We start from the raw sequence: 21,698 nt of genomic DNA, 5'->3' as shown, positions 1-21,698 counted from the left end.
GGGACCGGCGCTGCACACCGGTCCCCAAGCAACTGCGGGATGGCCGGAGCCATCCCGCGCTGTGTCACTCAGCCGCGTCGAGCTGTTGCGGGTGATCGTCGCCGGCATTCTCTCGGTCCTCATCGTCGGCGAGGAATTCGGGCAGAGCGCCCGTTTCACCCTCCTGTTCAACCGACGACACGCTCGAGTCGACGGATCGCAGCGGTTCTGGCAACCAGCCCGAACCATCGAGTAGACGCTCGGCCTCCTTTGCCATCTCAGCCTTCTTCATATGGTCGATCAGTTGTGCCGACGACTCGCCCTTGGCTTCCCGCACCGCCTCCAGAATTCGCGGCTTGGTGACCCGGCCGAGATAGTTGTCGACGGTCGGCCGCCAGCCAACCTGCACCATGTCGAGCCCGACCGCGCGCGCAAGCACATTAGCTTGGTCGAGACGCGTGCGGACACCGTGAGCGGAGACACGGCTCTGATTGTAGCGGTTGGCCGGCTCGTAGACGGCGTTGACCGCAAATGATGCACAGTGGGAGAACAATGATGCCTGTGCACCACCATCAAGAGCCGTGAGCGCATCCCAGAGATCGTTTTCGCTCTTCGGCAACCGTGCCTTCCAGGACTCATGCCGCGTCTCGACAGCCTTCGCAGACGCGCTTTCCCTCAGCCCGGGAGCTTGGGCAGGAAAGGTCGGTGTACGAAGGCCGATCTCCAGACAGTTCCCGGTTGATGCGAACCGATAAAAGGCCGTCAGCACGAAGTTATGCAACACCGCCTGAAACGCGATCGCAGGATTTTCTGCCAGCGCATCCCGCAATGCCAGCGTACGATGCGCCGTCAGCTCGGTGATCAGCCGATCCGGCAGAGGTTTGGCCGTGTCCCCATCATCCTCTTCGGCATCAGGAGCGCCACCTGCGACTGCGATGATCGTGCGCTGAACTGAAGTGCCAGGCTCCTGCCCTTCAGTCGACGACACGTCGGCGTTCTGCCCGACATCAGGATCAGTTTCCTGCACATCGTCCTCCGGCCGGACGTAACCCCGGTCCACGGAGAGGCGTCCTTCGGAATCGATGCTGATGAAGACACCAGCTCGGGCGATCTCGGTCGGTTCGTAAAGCATCGGCCGGTCTTCAAATGCCGCCAGTGCCGACTCGATTTCGCCGAGACGCTGATCGGCCTCTTCGGGCAATTCGTCGGCATCCTGGTAGTCGGTTTCCAGCTTGGCCTGCTCGGTGTTCAGCGCATTGATGGTGGCCTGCTCCTCAGGCGAGAGATCGACAGGTCTGCCTTCGATTTCTCGTAGGCCTTGAGTGTGACCGTAGGAGAAGTCTACGGCGACTGAGATCCACTTCCAGCCTTCGGCAGCAATCGTCTCAGCTTCGGCTTTGAGCTTTTCGGTTACGAGGCGGTCGAGCAACACGACGTCCTGAAGCCAGCCGCCGTCGTCGTGCTCGAACAAATCCCGCAGAACGCCGCCACCCGCGTGCTGATATTTATCGAGGCCCACAAACTGCGCCCGGCGATCGGACCCGCGCACGGTGTTCTCGGTGAGCAGTCGGCGGATCTGGTAAGGCTCGTCATAACCGGAACGGCTGACGTTCTCCCAGACTTGCTCCTGGCGGGCGTGATCGGCTACGACCGAGAACGCCATGAGTTGCTCGAGCGTCATGCCGTCTTCGGCGTAGACCTCATGCAGCTTCGGCGACACCGACGCCAGCCGCAGCCGCTGCTTCACGATCGCAGGGTTCACGAAGTGCCGGGCGGCGATGTCTTCCTCGGTCAGGCCGAGATCGCGGAGAGTCTGGAAGGCCCGAAACTGATCGAGCGGGTGCAGACCGACCCGCTCATCGTTCTCCGCCACCGAATCGTCCGCGGCAATGCCCCCTTCGCGCACAACGCACGGCACCGCCTGCGTCTTTGACATGCGTTTCTGTTTCACCAGAAGCTCGAGGGCACGATAGCGCCTGCCGCCCGCCGGCACCTCGAACATGCCGGTCTCGTTGTCATCTGCATCAACGACGGCCCGGACACTTAGACTTTGCAGAAGCGTACGCTGCGCGATGCTCTCGGCTAGCTGTTCGATCGAGACACCGGCCTTGACGCGGCGAACGTTCGACTGGCTGAGCACGAGCTTGTTGAACGGAATATCCCGGGAAGGCGACAGCGCGATCTTTTGTACGGCTTTCGTCATTTTGGCTCTCCACGACGGGCGGCCGTGAGACTCTCTCTCGGCTTCCAACCCGTCGCGAACAGCCTCCCCTCCTCTCACTCTCGCGCGAGGCCAAGCATCCCGCCGCCTCGTGATCGGCGACAGCCGAATCCAGCGACGCGGACTCAATGGACCCGGGAACGAAGCCGAGCAAATAGTCCGCGGCCTTGCTCGCCTGCGAGGCGGCCCGCACGATGGCGCGATTGTCTTCGCGCAGGACTTCGAGCCAGGAGCCGATATAGTCGGCATGGCGCACGGTCGGCGCGATCCCGAGCGACGCGCAGCCGAACGCGGAACTTAATTCGGCAACCAACTCCTCGAAGGCATATTTCTTCGTACCGTAGGATCCGCTTTGGTCGCGGTTGAGGCGCGAGGGATGTCCAGTCGCATGACCGAGTTCATGCAGCGCTGTGCGGTGCCAGTTGATGGGTTCAAAATAGGCCTGCGGCGGTGGGACCTGTACATAGTCTTCGGCTGTGACATAGAATGCGCGATCTCCACCAATCCGAAATGGAATTCCGCTGGCCTTGATCAGGGCGTCGACCGTGGGTTCGATGAGGCCAGCCGGCGGTGGCGGCGCAGCGGTGGCAATGTTGTCGGGCAGTTCCTCGCACTGATCGGTGTTGAAAACGGTAAAGCGTTTGAGGAATGGAATCGCTTGCGCGTCTTCGCCGGTCTCAGCGGCGCGTCGCTTTTCGTCATCCGGCACGAAACGATCAGCGTAGACGACTGTGGTGCCGCGCTCTCCCTTGCGCACGTGGCCGCCGAGCGAGAGGGCCTGACGAAAGGTGAGCCAACTTTGACCTGCAAATCCGTGTTCGATCACGGCTCCTCAAAGGATGAGGATGTTGACGCCACTGTATTGCCGGTTGGTCGACGCATTTTTCGGCATGGCGAGCGGCGCTTTCGCCGCGGCCGTACCCCAAGGCTGAACCCAGGGCACGCGTCCGGCCTCAAGCTCGGCAATGATCTTGTCGGTAATTTCGCTATAGAGGTTCGCCCGGTCCTGGCCGGCGCGCGCGCAAGCAGTACGGTTTGACATCGCGGGTCTCCGCGACGGGCGCCGCGAGCCTCTCTCGCAGCTTGTAACCCGTCACGGAAAAACCCAGCCTGCACTCTTACTCTCAGCCTCTTCGCAATCTGCCTTAGGCCGCAGGCCGTATCAGGCGTGCGCCAGCGGCGCATCGCCTTCGAGAAACGGCACCCGCAGGAGCGTGAGCATAGCGACGCCGAAGGCGGCACGCGGGACCGAGTGCAGCGACGAGACCGGTTCAACAGCGGCACCCGGGAACGGGGCAGTGATAGCGATCGCCGCAGGCGAGCCCCTTTCCCGAGTGCCCCCGGCGAGGAGCTCCGCAGCCCTTGCGCGAGGGATCGAAGCCGGATGGCCGAGACGCGGAGCGGCTCGGTTCACGAGAGCCCGGTGCGGCGGAAGCCGCACGCGCGCAAGAAGGAGCGCAAAGACTTGAGTCGGAGGATCTAGATTTCCTCGCGCGCATTCGTCTGCGCGTCATAGATCCTGATCTGAAGCATGGGAAAACGTTTCTTGAGCTCTTCTCCACCTGCCCTGGCGCCGTCTCTGGTTGCAAATTCGGCTTTCAGTCGGCCGTCCACTTCAAGCGCGTAACCAGAGGCCGGCAGTTCACGGGTGGCAGCAACCATATCATTCCCATTGTGCAGTGAGGTGGTTGAGAATGATGGGTAGCGTGAGTCGCCTACACTGCGCTAGCACTCCAAACCCTGAGTTCCCACCATTGCGAATCCCAGCCATGTGTTATCGGCCGGAACGAATAACGGATAAAACGATTCGCCGTATCAGGAGCTCTTCCTATGCTGATGACAAGTGAACGAAGACCGGCGATACGGACAATGCGCGGATGGGCGATTGACGTGCTCCGGGAAGCTGGTGCCATCCGCGAATGCGAGGAGCACGGCTGGATGCAGGACCGCGCCGATCCGCATGCATGGGAGCGAGCGATCGATATCGCCCGCGTAGACCCGCCCGCAGGCGTCTCCCCTGATGCAGCGGCGGCCGAGATTCGCGACGTGCTGAACTCGATCGGTGATACCTGCCCAGAATGTCCTCCTGATTAGAAGGACCGGCGCCGGGCATGACGGAAGCTAACCCCGCGCGCGCCGCAGCGTCGCTTCCAATCGTTCCTTCTCCTTATCCCAGCAGGCTTTTTCGGCTTGCGATCTCTTCTCGAGAGCCTCGACCTCGGCCTCGATGACGGCGGCCCGCTTCACGTGCTCCTGCGCGGCCTTGTCCAACGCAGCTTGCGCCTTGTCGATGGCCTGCTGACGGCGTTCACGGTCCTTCTGCCTGGCAGTCTCTTCCTTCGCCTGTTCAAGCTGGCGCCGCTTCTCCTCCTTTTCGAAGGCGAGAGCGGCCTTTCGTTCCGCAGCCTTGTCGACGGGGCGAGAGGAAGGTTTCTTCGCTTTTGGGCCTTTCGACTTGCGGGCGGCTTTCGTTGGTCCGCCGCCGCCAAGATCGGTGGGCAGCTCGGCATGTTCGCTGAAAGGTCGGTCGGTTCCAACCGGTCGCCTGAGAACGACGCCGGGCTTTGCCATGGTCGCGGCGATGACGTCCGGGTCGTGGCTCTCCCTTCGCCGCGCCCTGGTGGAAGAGATTGCTGTCTGCGCCCCACGCTTCCAGAGCCGCTTTCATGGAGGGAGCAGCAATCGCCAGATCGAAGAAGCCCAGCGAGGTCTGGTAGGTCTTCAGTTTTCTCGCCATGAGACGCTTCCCCGCACCGACCTCCTGACGCTGCCATTCGATCAGCCGTGCTGTCTAGCTCGGGATCAGAGAACGTCCAAAGCGGGCGAACAGAGCGGCCGGCCCGGGAAATATCTCAACGCATCCGGCATGTCGGAGCGAGCTTCCCGTGAACCCACCGCAAGGATACCTTAAGCCGACTTCCGCTGCGGTTTGGCCGCCGGCTTCCTTGCCACGGCCTCCTTGGCCGGTTTCTTGCCGGCAATCGGCATCAGCATTTCCTTCTGCCCGGCCGTCGCCTTGCGCGCCTTCTTGGCTGGCTTCTTCGGTGCCTCTGTCGCTGCCGCCTTTTCGCCGCCAATGCTCTTGCGCAGCGCGTCCATCAGATCGACGACATTCTCGCCACGCGGTCGCTCTTTCGCGGTGATGGGCTTGCCGGCGCGCTTCTGGTTGATGAGATCGATGAGGGCGGTTTCGTACTGGTCTTCGAACTTGTCCGGCTCGAAGTGGCCCGCCTTTTGATTGATGATGTGCTTGGCGAGATCAAGCATGTCCTTGGTGACTTTGACGTCCTGAATATCGTCGAAATACTCGCCTGCAGAACGCACCTCATAAGGATAGCGCAGCAGCGTTCCCATTAGGCCCTTGTCCATGGGTTCGAGGGCGATGATGTGCTCACGGTTGGTCAGCACCACCCGTCCGATCGCGACCTTGTTCATCTCACGGATCGTTTCGCGGACGACGGCGAAGGCGTCGTGACCGACCTTTCCGTCCGGCACCAAGTAGTAGGGACGGATCAGATACCTCGGGTCGATCTCGCTGCGGTCGACGAACTCGTCGATCTCGATGGTTCGCGTCGATTCCAGCGCGACATTTTCCAGCTCCTCCTTCGTCACCTCGATGAAGGTGTCGGTGTCCACCTTGTACCCCTTGACGATGTCCTCGTTGGCGACCTCCTCGCCGGTGTCGGCGTCCACTTTGGCGTACTTGATCCGGTGGCCGGTCTTCCGGTTGAGCTGGTTGAAGGAGACCTTTTCGGAATCCGACGTGGCCGGATAGAGCGCGACCGGACAGGTGACGAGGGAAAGACGCAGGAAGCCTTTCCAGTTAGCGCGGGGGGCCATGGCGGGGGAACTCCGATACTGATGCTGGATTCAAGACGAACGGCCCGGCTTGGTTCCGACACCGCGCCCCTACCAAAAGGATGATTTTTTCTCGGCGCAGGCTTGAGCGGACTCGACTTTTGTTCACTTTATGTTCTAATTCGGAATGACCGACCGACCCGCGAGCTGGCGCATGCCGACCCCAAAGCAGATGGAAAAACTGGCCGCCGAAGCTGCTCGCAGGCCAACTCTCCCCGCTGCGGCTCCAGATGCGCCGCTCCCGGCCGAATACTGGGAATCGGTCCTCAAAGATCCTCGCGCCGGCGCGACCGGGGCCGAGATGCGGCAGCGACGTCTTTCGGAAATTCAGCGTCACGTCTTGCGCGTCTCCTGCCGCCGCTGCGAGCGAACCGTGGAAATCCAGACTGCCGATGCAGTCCGATTGTATGGCGGCAACGCGGTCTGGAAGGACGTCGCGCAGCGGCTGATCGACAACACCTGCCAGCAGCGCACTGGGAGACATGAAGAAGACGGGTGCTGGCCAATGTTGGAGACGCCGTAGCCCGCTTTGGATCGCCGATCCGATCCTCTTTGCGCCTGGATGTCCGGATGGCCCCGAAGTATCACCCTACGCCCCTGTCGGGTGGCGACCGCAAGGCTCTGGCGAAGGAGCTCGGCAAGGCGCGGGCAATGGCCAATATCCTGGCCACCCGATCGGCGGAGACGCGAGCGAAAGGGGAAGCGCTCATTCAGCAGGCGGACAAGCTGCTATGTGAGAGTTGGAATGAACGCATGTGGTCAGATGGAGAACCGATTGATCCGTCGCCCACCATCGACCAGGCGGTGAATGGAGGCCTCCCCTGGCTGGAGATCCAGTGCGCGCGCTGCAAGACGCCGAGCGACGTTGACCTCGCGGCGATGAAGCATCCGCCGACCACCTTCGTGCACGATCTCGCCAGCCGGCTGCGCTGCCGCAAATGCGCCAGGGCGGGCCGGCGTCCTTCCGCGACTCTGCTACAATTGGCTTGGCAGCCGCGCCACCCTCGGACCGAAGCCTGACCGATGTGCAACCTCTACTCGATCACGACCAACCAAGCCGCGATCAGCGCACTGTTCCGCGTCGTGAACCGACACGTCGGCAATCTGGCGCCGATGCCCGGTGTGTTTCCCGATTACAAGGCACCAATCGTTCGCAACGGACCCGGGGGCCGTGAACTCGCTACGGCGCGCTGGGGAATGCCGTCGTCGTCAAAAGCGCTGATGGACGCCACCAAGAAACGAGCCGAGAAGCTGCAGACCAAGGGCAAGGCCGTCGATTTCAAGGAGCTGCTGCGGATGGAGCCGGACGGCGGCACGACGAACATCCGCAACGTGAAGAGCAAGCACTGGACGAGATGGCTGGGACCCGAAAACCGCTGCGTGGTGCCGTTCAACTCCTTCAGCGAGTTCAACAAGGCCGAGGGCGGCGATATCTGGTTCGCGCTCGATGAGACCCGTCCCCTCACCTGCTTCGCCGGCATCTGGACCAACTGGATGTCTGTCCGGAAGGTCAAGGAAGGCGAGACCACCAACGACCTCTACGCGTTTCTCACGACCGAGCCAAACGCCGAGGTCGGCGCCATCCACCCCAAGGCGATGCCGGTGATCCTGACGACGCCGGACGAAGTCGAGACCTGGATGACAGCCCCTCTGGACGAGGCCCTGAAGCTGCAGCGTCCGCTTGCCGACGGAACGCTCCGGATCGTCGCCCGCGGCGTCAAGGAAGACCCGGCAGGGTCCACAATGTGACCGACGAGACAGCATCCATGTCGATATGGATGCCTTATGTATGCCGCACTACGACACGCCGGAGCCTGCAATCGTTGCTTATACCGTCATCACGATCCAAGCCCGATCAACTCCCCTATAGATTCAGGTCCCGCACGGCCACGAATGCTCTGTTCGTCTCGGCGGCACGGCGTTCCTTGGCTTCCAAAGCCGCGATCAGCGAGACCTTGCGCGAGAGCACCTCATAAAGGTCTAGCCCGTCAGCGCATATGAGGTTCGTTTGCCGTCCACGCGAGAACGCCTCCAGCCCCTCCGCCGTGAATCCGGAATTGCTAACGAACAGGCCGCGCGACCAGGACGCCTTTCCACCAACCTTGCCCGAAAAGGTCATCAGGTCGCCAAAGCCGATCTGAGGCCCGTGCCATTTCGCTTCAACCAGGTAGGTCTGACCGTGCAGTTTGAAGCTGCCGTCGATCTGCTCGCCGACGAGTCGGAAAGAGCCACGTGGCGCGAGGCCGAAACCGGCGAATAGCTCATTGAGAAAGCCCTCGAAGCGCAAGCCCCGTGCTTGCGGATCGAGCTTCGTGATCTCGATAAGCAGCGCGGCGAGCTCCTGCGCCTTCTCCGCGCTCAGTGTCGACGACGCCCGCGGCGCAGTTTCTGTCGCCTTCGGCGAGCCGAAGCTGCTGAGGAAGCTCGGATCGAGCAGCTCTGGAATCTTGAATTGCACGCCGGGAAGAAGGCTATTGAGCCGATCGATCTCCTCTCGGCTCAGTGGATTGCCCTTTCCGCGCCGGTAAGTCATCGCTTGGCGGACGATCGCCACGATCAACTTCGTAAAACATGACCGGCGCTGTTCTAGCGTCGTGCTCAAGAGCTGCACGATCGCGGGTCGCTTGCTGCCAGGAATCCACAGATCGCCGACTCCTGCCTGTGCGGCGGCGAGCGGAAAGGCAGTCCGGTTGTTGCCGCTCCCGGGAAGGAAATCGTAGAGGAGGTCCGCCAGATCTTCGACCGTCTGAGCTTCTCGAAATGACATCATTGACTACTCGCCTTCGGCCTCCTCCATCCGCGCTTCAAGTTCATCCAGGAAAGGAGAGCGCCCCCAATGCATCCTGCCGCGGCCCGTGTCGACGTAGCCAGAGTAGAGCATATGGATTTCGTCCCGAGCGCGTGTCAGGCCGACATAGAAGAGCCGCCGGCTCTCGCGGCGGGCGGCGGGCAATTCATTGCGCCAGGGCAAACTCCCTAGATCGAGACCAACCATGATCACAACATCGTATTCGCACCCCTTCGCGGAGTGCAGCGTCAACAAGTTCAGGTGCAGCGGAGAGCCGTCGCGACCGCCAAGGCTCGCAAGGTCGAGATCGGCCAGCGGTCCGCCGACGGCGAGAGCCGCCGACATGCGGTCCACTTGTTCGCGCTGATCAGCGAGACTGGGCTCGGCCGCCATTAGCGCATCGAGCATATCTGCTCGCATGCCGGTCACGAAATCCCGAGCGAGTCCCTTCTCGACGCGAAGGGACCACAGAAGCTGCGTCAGACGCTGGGATTCATCTCGCGCCTGGACTTCGGAGATCCGGGTACGATGAAATCCGAGCCAGCGGTCGAGCAGACCACGCAACTGTGGCCGGGCCTCGCGCCAACCGCCGGAGCACCAGGCGGCGCAGTCCTCGATCCAGCTCGTGAGCGCAACCTTCCGATAGGGAGCCGCGGTGTCAACGCGAACGAAATCGAAGCCCGCAGCAGCGACGGCTTCGGCAACGACTTCGCCGACCCGATAATCCCTGTACAGAATGGCGATGTCGCCAAGCGCGCGTCCGGGCTTGGCGGCGAGAGCTGCTGGAATGATCTCGGCGACTGCTTGCGCGGCCTGTCCTTCAAGACCATCGGAGCATTGGACGAATTCGATGACCGCCTGCCGGTCCGGGTCGTTCGACCGATACCCGCGGGCCTCGCCAAGCGCCATTTCGGACGCGCTGACGATGCGCGACGCCGAACGATAGTTGAGCTGAAGCTGAACCCGCTCGACATCATCCCGCTCGGCCAGCTCTTGGAGCAGTGCTCCGTCGGCGCCGGTGAAGCCGTAGATCGACTGGTCGGAGTCTCCCACCGCAAAGAGCCGAATGCCGCCATCAAAGGCCACACGCTTGACGATGCGATGCAACGCCACGCCGAGGTCCTGATATTCATCGACCGCGAGGACCGGAAATTTCGCCTGAAGCAGCGGGAGCACCCAGTCGTGCTCCGAAACCAGTCGCTGTCCGAAGATCACGAGATCATCGAAGTCGATCAGACCCAACCGACGCAGCTCGGCCTCATATCCATCCGCCCATGCGGCGAGCTCCGCCTCGTTGGTCCAGGCGATCGACGTTCTGTCGAGGACCGACCGTCGATGCCGCCCAAGGTCCATGGGCTTGTTCGGGTGGCCAACGCCGAACAGTCGATCGCCGATGCGCTTCATCGCCTGGTCGCTCTGCCTCTGCGTGGCCACGGCGAGCGGGAACGGCACCGGAAGATCGGCAAGCCGTCCATAGGGCATGAGGAGATGCCTCAGGCAGAAACCATGGACTGTACCAACAAAGAGATTGGGCGCCTCGCGCAGGCCCAATCGCTCGAGCCGGCGTGTCAGCTCGCGCGCGCATTCCTGGCTATAGGTGATGCACGCCGCACCGCGCGGCGCGCGGACGTCCTCCGCCATGATCCGCGCGAGCTTGAGAACCAGCGTCTTGGTCTTGCCGCTACCAGGCCCCGCGAGAACGACACAGTTTCCCGTCGAGTCATAGGCCGCCTGCTGACCCGGGTTGCCGGCCAGATCGCCCGCTTCGGCAAGATAGGCAGCGCTGACGCTACGTAACGGCATCGCGGATATACTCCAGCGCCTGCCGGACATAGTCCGGGCACGTATCCTCATCGACGTACGGCGCCAGCGCCTGCGCGAAGCGCCCTTTTCCGATCCGCTCGATGATCTTGATCAGTTGCTCCTCGTCGAGAGTGTCGGTGTCGTCGACCCATCCCTGAATCAGGTCGCGCGTCGCTTGACCGATCGATAACTCCTGTTCGATGACCTCCTGCATCGCCTCAGCAAGGCCGCCGGCGAACAGCTCCAGCTCGAGCGTGTTGCTGTTCACGAAATACCCGAACGCCTCCGCACGCGCGATAACGGCGTCGGCATCCAGAGGCGTATAGTTCACGCCGTCTTCGACCAACCGCAGGACATTGATCAGGCGACGTCGGACCAGTGGAGGTTTCGTTCCGTTCGGGTCGCGATCGGTTAAAATGACGTGCGGAATGTTGAGGCCCTCGGGACCCAGTAGCTTGACGTAGGGCGTGAAGTTCGTGCCGCTGACCGAGCATACGGTGATGCCCAGCATGTCGAGCGGAATGCCCAGCGCCTCGGCGAAGGCAGGCACGAGAAACCGCTCCGCGTCGCCCTCGACCAGGATGACTCCGCGAGCGAAGAAGATCTCGCCACGGCTTACGTCGATGTAGCGCTGGAGGTCCGCCTCGTCGCGCTCGTCGAGCGGCGCCTTGGCCGTCGAAACGGCGATCGTCGCATTTGTCGCCGCGTCTTGACGAAGCAGCACGACCGACCGGATCGGGGTGACGCTCGCGATATGCGGCGAATGCGTGGTCAGGATGGTTGTGAGTGGCGGCGTCTGCTCCTCGTCATCCCCGCCGCGGCCGAGGAAATAGCGGTAAACCAGACGTTGGATGTGCGGGTGAAGGTGCGCTTCCGGCTCCTCGACGACAAAGAAAGTGTGGTCGCGCTCGCCATCCGTCACGAGCCGATCGAGTTCCAGGCTCTTGAGCGCCAAGAAGATCAGGTTGGCGGTCCCAAGGCTGGCATCGGAAATGCCGCGCGCACCATTGTCGATCAGGAGACGCAGGCTGCGCAGCAGCGCATCAACCCGGGTCGGCGCGAGGCCGAGCGTCAACGGCACCGCATGTTGCTCGCCGGCGATCGCGATCAGCCGCTGGCCGATCCGCTCGGCGGTTGCGACCACTTCATCATGGCTGACCAACTCGGCTTGCGCCTTGTTGACCTGCTCCTGGATTTCGGCCCGCGCGTCTTCATCGAGAGAGGTCGCCAGTTCCTCGATCAAAGGCCTTAGCGGCGAATTGCGCCAGCTCGACAGATCCTTCTCGGCATCGCGCAACGCGACCTGCACGTCGAGCGGAAGCATCCGTCGCAGCGACGGCCCGATGGACATCTCCGGATCGTTGCCGCCAAAAACGATGTATTCATAGTCGGCGAGGCTCTCCGGATCCCGCCCGAGATTGGCCTTCGGTTGGAAACGGTAGGTGAGACGCGCAACCATCGGCGGCCCCGGATCGACCACGCAGTCGTTGAGGTGCGCCATCAACCGCGGATCGCCCGTGAAGTCGGTCAGCTCGACCGCGACCTCGATCGTTTCCCCGAGCTTGTCTTCTCCCAAGCCATCCCAGAAATGCTCAAGCCCGAGCTGCCGATCACGTTCAGAAAGACCAGGGTCGAGGATCAGTTGCAGCGCACGGACGAAGTTGCTCTTGCCAACCTTGTTCTCACCGACGATGACGATGCTTTCGCCAGTCTCGACGTCGATCTCCGAGAAATTCGCGAAGTTGCTGATTTTTACCCGCGAAATACGCACATTTCTCTCCCTGCTTTCTTTTCTATTACGCCGCGCGATTGGCCCGCGCAGCGATGTCGGCGCATCGCGCCATCAGCGCCTCGAAGGGTTCGGCATCGTCCAAGAACAATCCGTCATCGACCATGCGGCGGTAGTCTTCTCGCAGCGCCTTGGAGGCATCGCCGCCGGGCACGAGGTGCAAACCGCCATTCACGGCGGCCACGTAGTCGATCGGACTGCGATCGGCCGCCTTCTCGGCGAAGAACATGCCCTTGTGGCGCGCGACTGCGCCCGCCAGGTCGCGATCCGCGAAAGCCGCTTCCGCAAGGCCGGCCTCATCCAGCCGCACGACATCATGCCAGTGTCGTGCGAAGCGATCGCCGCGGAGTCGCTCCTGCAGGCAGAAGACGTGGATCGCCGTCGCCTTTTCCCAGAAGGTTCGCTCGGCGTGCATGACGCGTGGTCGTGCCGTCGGAAACGTCACGCCTTCGATCAGACCGGATGCGTCGCAGGCGATGTCCCGCAGACTTGCCGGCTCGCCCGTCGATCGCGCGCCGAACTCGAGCATCACGCTCGGCGTCACGTACCCGGAGCCCGCCGCGATCGGTTCATAGTCGATGAACAGCTTCTCGTCCTCGACGCGGATGGCAGCAGCCAACGCCTCCGCGGCCAGCACGTCCGCGATCACCGGCTGGGCGTTCCCCGCCACCCACTGCGGCAAGCGCTTGCGCACCTCGCTCGACCAGCGCTTCTCCTCGCTCCGCGTTTTCGGCAACGCCTCGCCGTTGGCCCCCACCAGGTCCGGCGCGATCGCCCGGATGTCGTAGGTCAGGTCGACGTCCTCGGAAAACCGCCGGATGACCCCATAAGCCTTTGACAGTGACGTGCCGCCCTTGAACACCAGATGCTCGCCGAGCGCCGATCCATAGAGCGTGGCGAGCGCCCATACCACCCACACATCCTTCTCGAGAAGGTGCGCTGGGCGTCCCGACTGATCGGCCGCGACGCTCAGCGCCTCGCGGCGGTCGGCGACCGGAAGGTGGAGAAAGGCGTCAGCCATGCGCCGCCTTTCCCACGCTGCGCGCGAGCCAGGTTGGAAGCTGCGGCGCCGCCGCCACAAGTTCGCTGAAAGTGGACGGCGAGAGCTTCCGCTTCAACATCTTCAGTGCGGCTTCCGCCTTCTCCGGCCCAAGCCAGGCCAGCGCACGCACCGCCTCGCCAGCCGGCTTATGAGCCAGGGCGAGTTGCCAGCGCGGAGCGTGACGAAGTTCGACGATCTGCTTGCCGAGATTCATCGTTCGGCTGCGGCCGGAGGTCAGATAGACCGACCGAACCGGCACTTGGGTCGTGAGGCCGAGGGTGTTGGCGGCTGCCGCCCCGCTCGGGACGATGACCTCGCCGCGTTGGTTGGCGAGCGCCTCGACCGCCTGCTGGACGGAGGGAGCCCTCGTGCCGAACCGGCTCGTGATGGGACGGAGATAAACGCCGCGACCGGCGCGGATCAGTTGACCTCGCTCGGTCAGACGCGACAATGCCTGATCCACCGCGGCACGATTACCGAGATGAAGCAAGCTCTTAGCCGCCACGGGCGTGCCTTCCGACAACCCCTCCGCATGCGCGAGAATCTGTTCGGTTAACCGCTGCATGATCATGCTCCTGTCAGAAATATATGCTCCTTTCTGACAGTTTTCAATGTGGTTAGGTTTGTGGACATTCCCGGCGGTGGACTAAGGCTTTGTTGCCGTGATACACTTGATACACTATGGTCTCTTTTGTTTCAAGGAGACTGATTCGTGGTCGATGCGGCCTCATTCCCTCAGCGTGCCCAAGCGCTCTTTTCGGAGAAACTTGGCTATGGCCGCCGCTGGAAGACGGCCGCCGCCGAGCAACTCGGCATCGGCCGCGCCACTCTTTACCGCTATCTTGAGGACCCGGCAGGCGTAGCGCCGGATGTCCTTGCCAAGCTCGCGCAGCTCGAAGGCCCCCAAGCGCCCGTCCACGGCGTTCGCGAGATGGTCACTCTGATCGCCAGCGCCATCGTCCAAATCCAGGCCAGTCTCGACGCCGAAGGGTGGCTGAGGGCGCCCTATCCACCATCTGTCCGGCGCGTGTTCGACTTGGGCGCTGCGCGCAACCTCGCCGATGGCGATAACGTCTGGCCTACGGATCTTCACGGGCTCATGCGTCGTGCCAAGGAGCCTCTTTTCCGGTGGCTTCCGGACGTCAGCTGGGATGCGGGCGGCGACTATCTCGCCGTGCGGCTCGTCGAGTCCGGCGAGGCCAGCACTGCGTGCCGTGCCTTGGCGCTGCCTGGAGGGGATCCCGAATCCGAGATCGAAGAGAACCTCGGCTACGAGATGCTGGTGGGCCTCTGCCGCGATCGTGTCGATGGCGAAGCGCTCTACCGGACCTGGCGGAAAACGATCATCGAAAACGTGGTCATGACGAGTTGGTCCACAGCCATCCTCATGGACCCGCTGCTCGCCACCCTCGAACGATCGGACGAAATCGTCGAGGCCTTCTACGACCGGATTCCCGAAAGCTTCGCGATCAACGGAGAACTGCCAATCTGCACGGTCAGCAAGACGATCCTGCGCCGCGACGGTCGCGCCTTCCACACCGAATGTCGCCAGCCTGAAGCCATCCGCAAAGCCCGCGAAGGCGTGCACGCAACGCTCAAGTACCGCCCTGGAATGCTTTATTTAAAGCGCGCCTTCCGGACCTTTTGGGCGCTTCCGGGACTGGCGGAGCTCGAACTCAAACGCGGGCTCGACTCCCTGGGGTGGACAACGAAACTGTGGCCGAGCCTGGATCGGGTGGACCTTGTGGCAATAGCCCCGGACAGTAGCCGACGGCTGGCCATCGATGTTAAGGACTATATCTCGCCGGCTCGCCTCGCCAGCCGCTTCAACGGCTTCAAGACCTTCGAGGCCGACCACCACTGCTATCTGGTCATCCCCGACTACATCATCGAGACGGATCCTCGCTTTGAGGCGCGATTTGAAGCTCTGCGCGCGGCCAACGGCCGTCCGGCCGTCGCGATCGCCACCGTGTCCGATCTCCTCGAAGAGCTGACGCCATGAGGACGGATCGCGCCTTCTTGGAGGTCTACCGCAAGGCATTGCGCAGCGCCGATCCCGCGGCGCGCGATCTCCCCGCGGCGGAGGACCGCATACTCGCGCTCACCGAGCTATGTCTTCATTTCCTGGCGCGCCACTGTCCCGACGAGGACGTATCGGCCCTTCCCTATCTGTTGCTTGGTTATGCGAAAGTCATGGCAGCCGGCGCCGATCCGGCCTTCCTGCGCGATCTGACGAGCCTGCGACACCTGGCCGGCCGCTACATGTCGGCCTCGGCCTGGCTCGACGCCTGCCGTCGACACGGCCTCACGCCGGAAACGATGCGCTGCTACGCCATCAACGGCCGCATCCCCACCCTGCGGCGCAGCGCGCCTGAAGGCGTGCTCGCCGTCCTGACCGATCACCTGCAAACGCCCGCGCCCTGGATCGCCCGTGTCCTGCAGTTGGCCAGCGCAGGCGACGCGCTGGTCCGCACCAACCGCGGTGAGACGCTGCTCGCCTACCAAATCCCCGTAGCCGATCCGGATGCGGCGGCCGCGGCCAAGCATGCCATCCCGCGGCGGCACCGCCATGCGCCAATCACATTGACCCTGGCGCAGCTGCGGGCCGCCGCCGAAACGGTCGACGCGCGGGAAGCTCAATCGGACTGGCCCTCGACCCTCCCGCCGCTTCGGCTGCGCGAGCGTCTCAATAAACTCCAGCTCGAAGGCCTTAAGGAAGGCTTCTTCGACGGCGAAACCCTGACCTTGGACGGCGCCGTCCATGTCCTCGGCATGCTGTCCTCCGGCAAATCTACCCTGGTGTGGCTTGTCGTGCTGGCCCTGACTCTCGGCGGTCAGGGCAAGCGCATTGGCATCCTCGTCACCGACACTATCCAGGGAGCGACCCTGATCGCCCGCCTGCGGATGCACGGCGTCAGCGCCACGGTGCTCTCAAGCTTCTACAATCGCGACCGCCACCTGAACTCCATCCACTGGCAGCAGGGCCTGTCGTCCTCGGGTTGGTCGGTGTCGGCTGTCGGAGACGTCGCCGAAAACTTCAGCGTCGCCTGTCCGCTCGACGGCTTCCAGCGCGATCCGACCGTCGTCCGCGGAGCGGGCCAGCGGCCCGCTTTCCCCACCTTCAAGGAGAAGCCCTGCCACAGGATCTATCAGCGTCGCCGCGACGCGGAGCTCGCCGAGGAAGACGCGGTTGACGACGACGATGGCGTCGGCGCCCAGAGGTCATGTCCGTTATGGACGCGGTGCCCGGCTCAGGAGCAGCAGCGTAGCGCCGTCACCGCCCAGGTTATCGCCCTTACGCCCCAGGCCTTCGTCCACATGACGCCGGACAAATGGACATCGGCGCAGCATCTGACCTTGCCGGAACTGTTTCAGCACACCCTGGACTTGATGATCGTCGATGAGGTCGACTCCGTCCAAAAAACCCTCGACGATATCTTCGCGCCACGCTCACCGATCATGGGTGACGAGCGCGACGTCTATGCACCGGCAATCGGCACCAAGTCGTCCGAGGCGTTGCGCGAGCGCAGCGGAGTCCAGTTTCGCCGTCAGGTGAACGCTCGCTGGCAGGCCAACTTCCACACATTCTACCGCCTGATCGGAACGCTCTACGCTCTTCTCCAGAACGAGCAGGCCTATCTCGCTGACTTCTACCGCAACACGCCCTTCACCGCCGGCGGCATCCTCTATGAAATTTGGCGACGGCGGCAGGATGTGCAGGGCCTCACCCGCCCCGGTCGCAGCTTCGACGATCCGGATTTCGAGGAAGACTTCCTCGAGGTCATCAAGGTCGCCGGAAGCATCTCGCGCTTTTCGCAAGGGTCGGCCGTCAGCCGTGACGAGGCCGAGGAACAAGCCGACGAGGCGCGACAACCCTTCCGCAATCCCGCCTTCCAGTCCGCAAGCGATGCCCTTCAGGCCATCGCCCGCGATATGGTGGTCAGCGACTATTATGAAAATCTGACCGAACGGGTCCGCGATCTCCTGGACGGTCCACTATCGGCGTTCAACGCCACCAGCGCCACGGCAAGCAAGGCGGCGATGAGCCCCCACGGCAATGCGCTTGCGCTGTTGCTTGCGATCGTCACCGACCTCGTCCTGTCCCATTATTACTGGCTGGTGAAGACCCAACCGGCCGTGGCCACCGACCTCGGGATCGACGACGCCCAGTTGCTGAGCCAGGCCGGCAATCTAATCCGCCACTACCGCACGCTGCTCCCGTCGAACCCGGCCGGAGCGGTGTTCGGGTTACTGTATGACGAGCCAAGCGAGGATCGGCGCGACACGATGGGCGGCAAATTGACCCTCATCAACCACCTCGGGGTCGGCCGCCACCTGCTCACCCACCTGCACGACCTGCTCGCCAGCGAAGGTCAGGCCGGTCCCCACGTGCTGATGCTCAGTGGCACGAGCTGGGCCGGCGGTGCCCAACGTCAGTTCAATCCCAAAACAGGGAAGCCCATGGACTGCGCGTCGCCGAGCTTCGACGTGCAAGTCCCGGCCCAAGGCGTGCTATTGCAGCCCCAGGCCGAGCTCGATGCAATTGGACGCTCCGTGTTCGAGCTGGTGCCCTTGCGCAACGAGGAGGGAAAGCAGGTTCGGATTTCAGGCCTGCGGGAAGCAGACCGCCGCAGGGCCTTGAGTGGCGTCGCCGCGCGCCTGTCCGCCCGTCGCGATAACCTCAACCTGATCGAGGAGAACTGGCTGCGCATGGCCCGTGAATGGGGCGACGAGCATCTGCGCGGGCGACGCCGCGCCCTTCTCGTCACCAACTCCTACACGGATGCGGCAATCGTCGCCGACATGCTGCTTGAGAGCCTCGAGACCCACGGCTTGGCCGACTGGCGGGTGTTCTGCCTGACACGGGACCAAGCCGATGACGCCGGCGCGCCGGACGATCATCGCCTGCGACGCGCCAGGCCGCTTCCCCGCTCCCTCATCGAACGCTTCGGCGAGGAACCGGAAAAATCGATCCTAGTGGCGCCGATGCAAGTGGTCGCCCGCGGCCACAATATCCTCAATCGCGAAAGTCGCGCAGCGATCGCCTCGATCTATTTCCTGCACCGACCCCACCCACGGCCGGACGACCTGGCCGCGGTGATCGGCCGGCTGAACCGCTTCGGCGTCGAGCGCTTCGACCGCGGAATGGGCACAGATCCCGGCCAGCCTGACGAGCGCCTGTCCCAGCGCGCCCGCCGCATGCGTTACGCGGCCACCAACATCGTGCGCTACAGCCTCTATGCTCGCGGCGGCTACAGCGGCCTCTCGACCGACTACAAGGCCCAGTTCGCGTGGGACATGCTGACCCCGCTTTGGCAGACCATCGGCCGTGGCATTCGCAACGGCTGCCCCGTGCACATCGGCTTTGTCGACCGGCAGTTCGCGCCTCTCTCCTTCGACGGCGCAACTGACACGCCAGACAGCAGCGCCCTCGTCCAGGCATTGCGCCAGCTCGACATCGCCATGGCGTCGTCCGATCCCACCGCCAGAACACTCGCGAAATTGCTCTACCAGCCATTCCGCGATGCGCTCTCCAAGACCAAGGGCCTCGCCTATGGCTAACGTCAATTCGCTCGACCTGAATGTCTGGGAAGCCGGCTTCACCGCCCAGGATAATCTGGTGCTGACGCGCTACCGTTTGTCCCCAGACGCGCAAGAAACCTTGCAGGCATGGTCGCGCGAGAAATCCAAGCGCCCGAATGACGCTCCGTCGACCCTGCGCCTCGATGGGCTCTCCGAGATCCTGGCCTGGTTTGTTCCCGAGATCGCCTTCATGCGGCGCCACCAGTTCGACGCCGAAACCCAGAGTCGGCCTCTTTCCTTCTTCATCACAGGCGATGTCGCCACCGACGAAGACCTGCGTCGGCGCGTCCAGGCGGCGATCGGCCTATGGCTGACCCTGATCTACCCCGATAAGCCGGCGCCGACGCGCGCGGCGATTGCCGGGACCGCGATGGACACGGCCAGTTGGACCAAACTGCAAGTGAATGGCGCGCTGCAGGCTCAGAAGGGCGCCTGCCCGAGTCCGGCGGACAATCTTCTGTTCGATGCGATCGCCGCCCACGCGCTGGGCGCGTTGGCAGGTCAAGACCTGCGCTTCCGGAGCGGTGCGCAACGCGTGCTCGTGGCCAAGGCCGCACAAAGCGATGCCTTCACGGGAGTAGAGCTGGTCGCCTTCCCGCCGCGTCAGACAAAGCGGGGCCTTTGGAGCGAGGTCATCACTCTCTACACACCGACTTATCCCGAGCGTCCGCAGCTGCACCTCCTCGCCCGGCCTTCCATCCGCAATTGGGGGGCCGTTGACGGATGGACGGGCCGCAATGACCCCAATCGCGCGCTTGACGTCTTCATGCCGGCGATGGAGTCCGCCTCTGCCGACGTCTATCGCCACACTTCGTTCGACTTCCGCGCCAGAAGCGGCCCGGCACCGTCCAAGGGCGAACATGGACCCACGATCGGCTATTGGCCGCACAAGGACGATCAGAAGGTCTTCGACCTCGTTCGTCGCCTGACCGGCCGTGCCGCCCTCGCTCCGGCCGAGCTGGCCCAGCCGGTGGTCGATGAGGACGGGCTCTGGGTGCTGCCGCGCCTCGGAACCGTGCATGGCGATGACTGGCTGCCCGGCGGCACCGGCATTTCCTGGCCCGACCGCCATGACATTGGTGTCTCTCTGAATCAGGCCCTCGCCAAAGCCGGCTTCAAAGCAGTCGAGCCGATGACCCGCGCCCGCCAGGTCATGCCGTTGGACAAGCCGTTCAACAGCAAGGCGGACGACGAGACCTTCGCCGCTCGCCGGCGTGCCGTCCGCATGGCCTTGACAGCGGTGGGCGCACCGAGCCCCGAGATCGACCTGTTCATCTTCCAGCGTCGCGACGACGCGCCCGAGCGGATCACCCGCGCGCTCCTTGACGAACTCGGCCCGCCGCAGGCCCAGGAGGACGGGGTGTTATCGTGGTGCTGTGGCCTCACCATCCGGTTGCATCCCGTCAACGCCGGTGTGTTGGCCGAGGAGATTTCGTGGGCCGAGGCGACGACGGAGGAAGCAAAAACCCTCAACCCTGCCCAGCTGCGCAGCATCCGCGAGATGAACCGCTCACAGGCTTTCGACGACGCACAAAAAGCCATGGTCGCCTACGTGGCCGGGGTCCGCGCCCAAACCATCGGCATCGGCTGGGCGATCCTGGAAATGCCTGAGGCGTTGCAAGGACGCACGGGCGATCCGTTCCAGCTTGCGCGACGAGCGCTTGCGCAGGCCTATCTTCTTCCCCAAGTCGTGCTTACTTCAGTCGAGGCGCTGTCTGAGAGCGTGATGAAGGCCAAATATGGATCGGCTTTCAGCGACTGCCTCCGTATGCTCGGTGTCCTGCCGGTGGAAGACCTGCCGCAGGACCTCCAGCCGGCCGCACTCACAATCATCCAGAGGAACGCCGACCTCGTGGCGGGCCAGCAGCGCAAAGGCCACGCCTTTCCGCTTGCCGCCCGTACCAAAGAAGGGCGACTGGAGTGCGCGCTTCCGGACGAGACCGGAACGCCGCAATGGGCGCCCTATGCAGTCACTTACCTGCGGATCCTGAAGGGCGATTACGGCAAATTCGGTCGAGGCCGCCAGGAGGAGAACCTCGCCAAGTTCGAGACCTTCTTCACCATGGCGATGGAGGATATCAACCGGGTCGGCCCGGCGTTGGTGATTTGCGAGGGGGAAACCCTTACCCACAGGCTGTCGGCATTGGCGAATGGAAGGTTGGTCTTCGATCACCTGACGATTGCCAACAGAACGCTGACGCCCAATGACCTGCCCAATCTGCGGATCGTTCGCACCAGCCCCGATCCCAAGCGGCAACCCTATTATCACCACGACACGGAAACCAGTTGGCCGAGCGGCCTCTTCGTCTGGGGCGCGGCGACACGCACCTTCTACGGCTTGAAACAGAAGCCGGTTACGGTCTCCAATGCCCAGCATTACGCTGCCCGCATCTCGCGACACGCCGAAATTGAAGAAGGCGTACGCCGGCCAAAGGAGAGCCTGGGCCGGGTCAGCTCACAGATGGACGAGATCTGCGTCGCCTTTCGCCAGGATGGAGACGATCCCCTGACCCTTGCGACCCTGGTCCACCGACTGCGTGGTGCGCATGCCCAATATGACACCGACACCGCGCGTCCTTTCCCCCTGCATGAGCTTCGCAAGCTCGGCGGCGGCGTAACCCTCTAGTCCAGGTCG

General features: G+C 63.3%; 15 protein-coding genes and 2 pseudogenes. 7 read left to right on the top strand and 10 right to left on the bottom strand.

All coding sequences use genetic code 11. From position 1 onward, the window contains the following. Nucleotides 1–64 precede the first annotated feature (64 nt). The 3 genes and pseudogenes from IC762_RS04625 to IC762_RS04615 form a co-directional block, all read right to left on the bottom strand. A complete protein-coding gene (locus tag IC762_RS04625; protein ID WP_195787463.1) occupies nt 65–2,182 on the bottom strand; it encodes a ParB/RepB/Spo0J family partition protein in 2,118 nt (705 codons plus the stop codon). Nucleotides 2,183–2,282: 100 nt separating this feature from the next. Then, nucleotides 2,283–3,242: pseudogene (locus tag IC762_RS04620) on the bottom strand (ArdC family protein); the annotation flags it as partial. 437 nt (nt 3,243–3,679) lie between these two features. Then, the gene (locus IC762_RS04615) at nt 3,680–3,862 is read right to left on the bottom strand and encodes a hypothetical protein (RefSeq protein ID WP_028153819.1); all 183 of its coding nucleotides are present in this window, start codon (nt 3,860–3,862) and stop codon (nt 3,680–3,682) included. A gap of 168 nt (nt 3,863–4,030) precedes the next feature. Between IC762_RS04615 and IC762_RS04610 the strand changes: the two genes are divergently transcribed. Beyond that, the gene (locus tag IC762_RS04610) at nt 4,031–4,294 is read left to right on the top strand and encodes a hypothetical protein (RefSeq protein WP_195787462.1); all 264 of its coding nucleotides are present in this window, start codon (nt 4,031–4,033) and stop codon (nt 4,292–4,294) included. A gap of 27 nt (nt 4,295–4,321) precedes the next feature. On the opposite strand, the pseudogene IC762_RS04605 reads toward IC762_RS04610, so the two are convergent. Both IC762_RS04605 and IC762_RS04600 read right to left on the bottom strand, forming a co-directional pair. Then, nucleotides 4,322–4,937: pseudogene (locus IC762_RS04605) on the bottom strand (cell envelope biogenesis protein TolA). 170 nt (nt 4,938–5,107) lie between these two features. Continuing rightward, the gene (locus IC762_RS04600; protein ID WP_195787461.1) at nt 5,108–6,040 is read right to left on the bottom strand and encodes a Ku protein; all 933 of its coding nucleotides are present in this window, start codon (nt 6,038–6,040) and stop codon (nt 5,108–5,110) included. Between the two features lie 145 nt (nt 6,041–6,185). Here IC762_RS04600 and IC762_RS04595 point away from each other — a divergent pair, with 145 nt between their 5' ends. From IC762_RS04595 to IC762_RS04585, 3 genes are read left to right on the top strand one after another with little or no spacing between them, the layout of a single operon-like run. After that, complete coding sequence (locus IC762_RS04595; RefSeq protein WP_195787460.1) at nt 6,186–6,581, top strand: hypothetical protein; 396 nt, start codon at nt 6,186–6,188, stop codon at nt 6,579–6,581. A 47-nt stretch (nt 6,582–6,628) separates the two neighbouring features. Then, nucleotides 6,629–7,078, top strand: coding sequence for a hypothetical protein (locus tag IC762_RS04590; RefSeq protein WP_195787459.1), 450 nt, complete (start codon nt 6,629–6,631; stop codon nt 7,076–7,078). Between the two features lie 3 nt (nt 7,079–7,081). Further along, nucleotides 7,082–7,807 (top strand): SOS response-associated peptidase, encoded by a 726-nt coding sequence (locus IC762_RS04585; protein ID WP_195787458.1) that lies wholly within the window; start codon nt 7,082–7,084, stop codon nt 7,805–7,807. Nucleotides 7,808–7,922: 115 nt separating this feature from the next. Here IC762_RS04585 and IC762_RS04580 read toward each other — a convergent pair whose 3' ends face one another. Genes IC762_RS04580 through IC762_RS04560 form a run of 5 tightly spaced genes read right to left on the bottom strand, consistent with a single transcriptional unit; the run spans nt 7,923 to nt 14,045 of the window. After that, nucleotides 7,923–8,828: a restriction endonuclease gene (locus IC762_RS04580; protein WP_246801422.1), complete on the bottom strand. Its 906-nt coding sequence runs from the start codon at nt 8,826–8,828 to the stop codon at nt 7,923–7,925. Between the two features lie 3 nt (nt 8,829–8,831). Further along, entirely contained in the window at nt 8,832–10,649 is a 1,818-nt protein-coding gene (locus IC762_RS04575; RefSeq protein ID WP_195787457.1) for an ATP-dependent helicase, read from the bottom strand. Continuing rightward, complete coding sequence (locus tag IC762_RS04570; RefSeq protein ID WP_195787456.1) at nt 10,636–12,420, bottom strand: ATP-dependent nuclease; 1,785 nt, start codon at nt 12,418–12,420, stop codon at nt 10,636–10,638. Before IC762_RS04570 ends, IC762_RS04575 begins: the two co-directional genes overlap by 14 nt. Before the next feature lie 25 nt (nt 12,421–12,445). Then, nucleotides 12,446–13,459 carry a nucleotidyl transferase AbiEii/AbiGii toxin family protein gene (locus IC762_RS04565; protein WP_195787455.1) on the bottom strand — a complete coding sequence of 338 codons (1,014 nt, stop codon included), beginning with the start codon at nt 13,457–13,459 and terminating at the stop codon, nt 12,446–12,448. Further along, nucleotides 13,452–14,045 carry a DUF6088 family protein gene (locus IC762_RS04560; RefSeq protein ID WP_195787454.1) on the bottom strand — a complete coding sequence of 198 codons (594 nt, stop codon included), beginning with the start codon at nt 14,043–14,045 and terminating at the stop codon, nt 13,452–13,454. The genes IC762_RS04565 and IC762_RS04560 overlap by 8 nt, the downstream gene beginning before the upstream one ends. A gap of 147 nt (nt 14,046–14,192) precedes the next feature. On the opposite strand from IC762_RS04560, the gene IC762_RS04555 reads away from it, so the two are divergent. From IC762_RS04555 to IC762_RS04545, 3 genes are read left to right on the top strand one after another with little or no spacing between them, the layout of a single operon-like run. Next, nucleotides 14,193–15,482: a hypothetical protein gene (locus IC762_RS04555; RefSeq protein ID WP_195787453.1), complete on the top strand. Its 1,290-nt coding sequence runs from the start codon at nt 14,193–14,195 to the stop codon at nt 15,480–15,482. After that, nucleotides 15,479–19,042, top strand: a complete 3,564-nt coding sequence (locus IC762_RS04550; protein ID WP_195787452.1) for a hypothetical protein — start codon at nt 15,479–15,481, stop codon at nt 19,040–19,042. The genes IC762_RS04555 and IC762_RS04550 overlap by 4 nt, the downstream gene beginning before the upstream one ends. Continuing rightward, nucleotides 19,035–21,689 carry an RNaseH domain-containing protein gene (locus IC762_RS04545; protein ID WP_195787451.1) on the top strand — a complete coding sequence of 885 codons (2,655 nt, stop codon included), beginning with the start codon at nt 19,035–19,037 and terminating at the stop codon, nt 21,687–21,689. Before IC762_RS04550 ends, IC762_RS04545 begins: the two co-directional genes overlap by 8 nt. Nucleotides 21,690–21,698: the final 9 nt, after the last annotated feature.

Origin of the sequence: Bradyrhizobium genosp. L (assembly GCF_015624485.1) — a bacterium.
In the GTDB taxonomy this organism is placed as follows: Bacteria; Pseudomonadota; Alphaproteobacteria; order Rhizobiales; family Xanthobacteraceae; genus Bradyrhizobium.
Note: the sequence above shows the minus strand (reverse complement) of the source record. Positions and strands in the feature narration are given on the sequence as shown.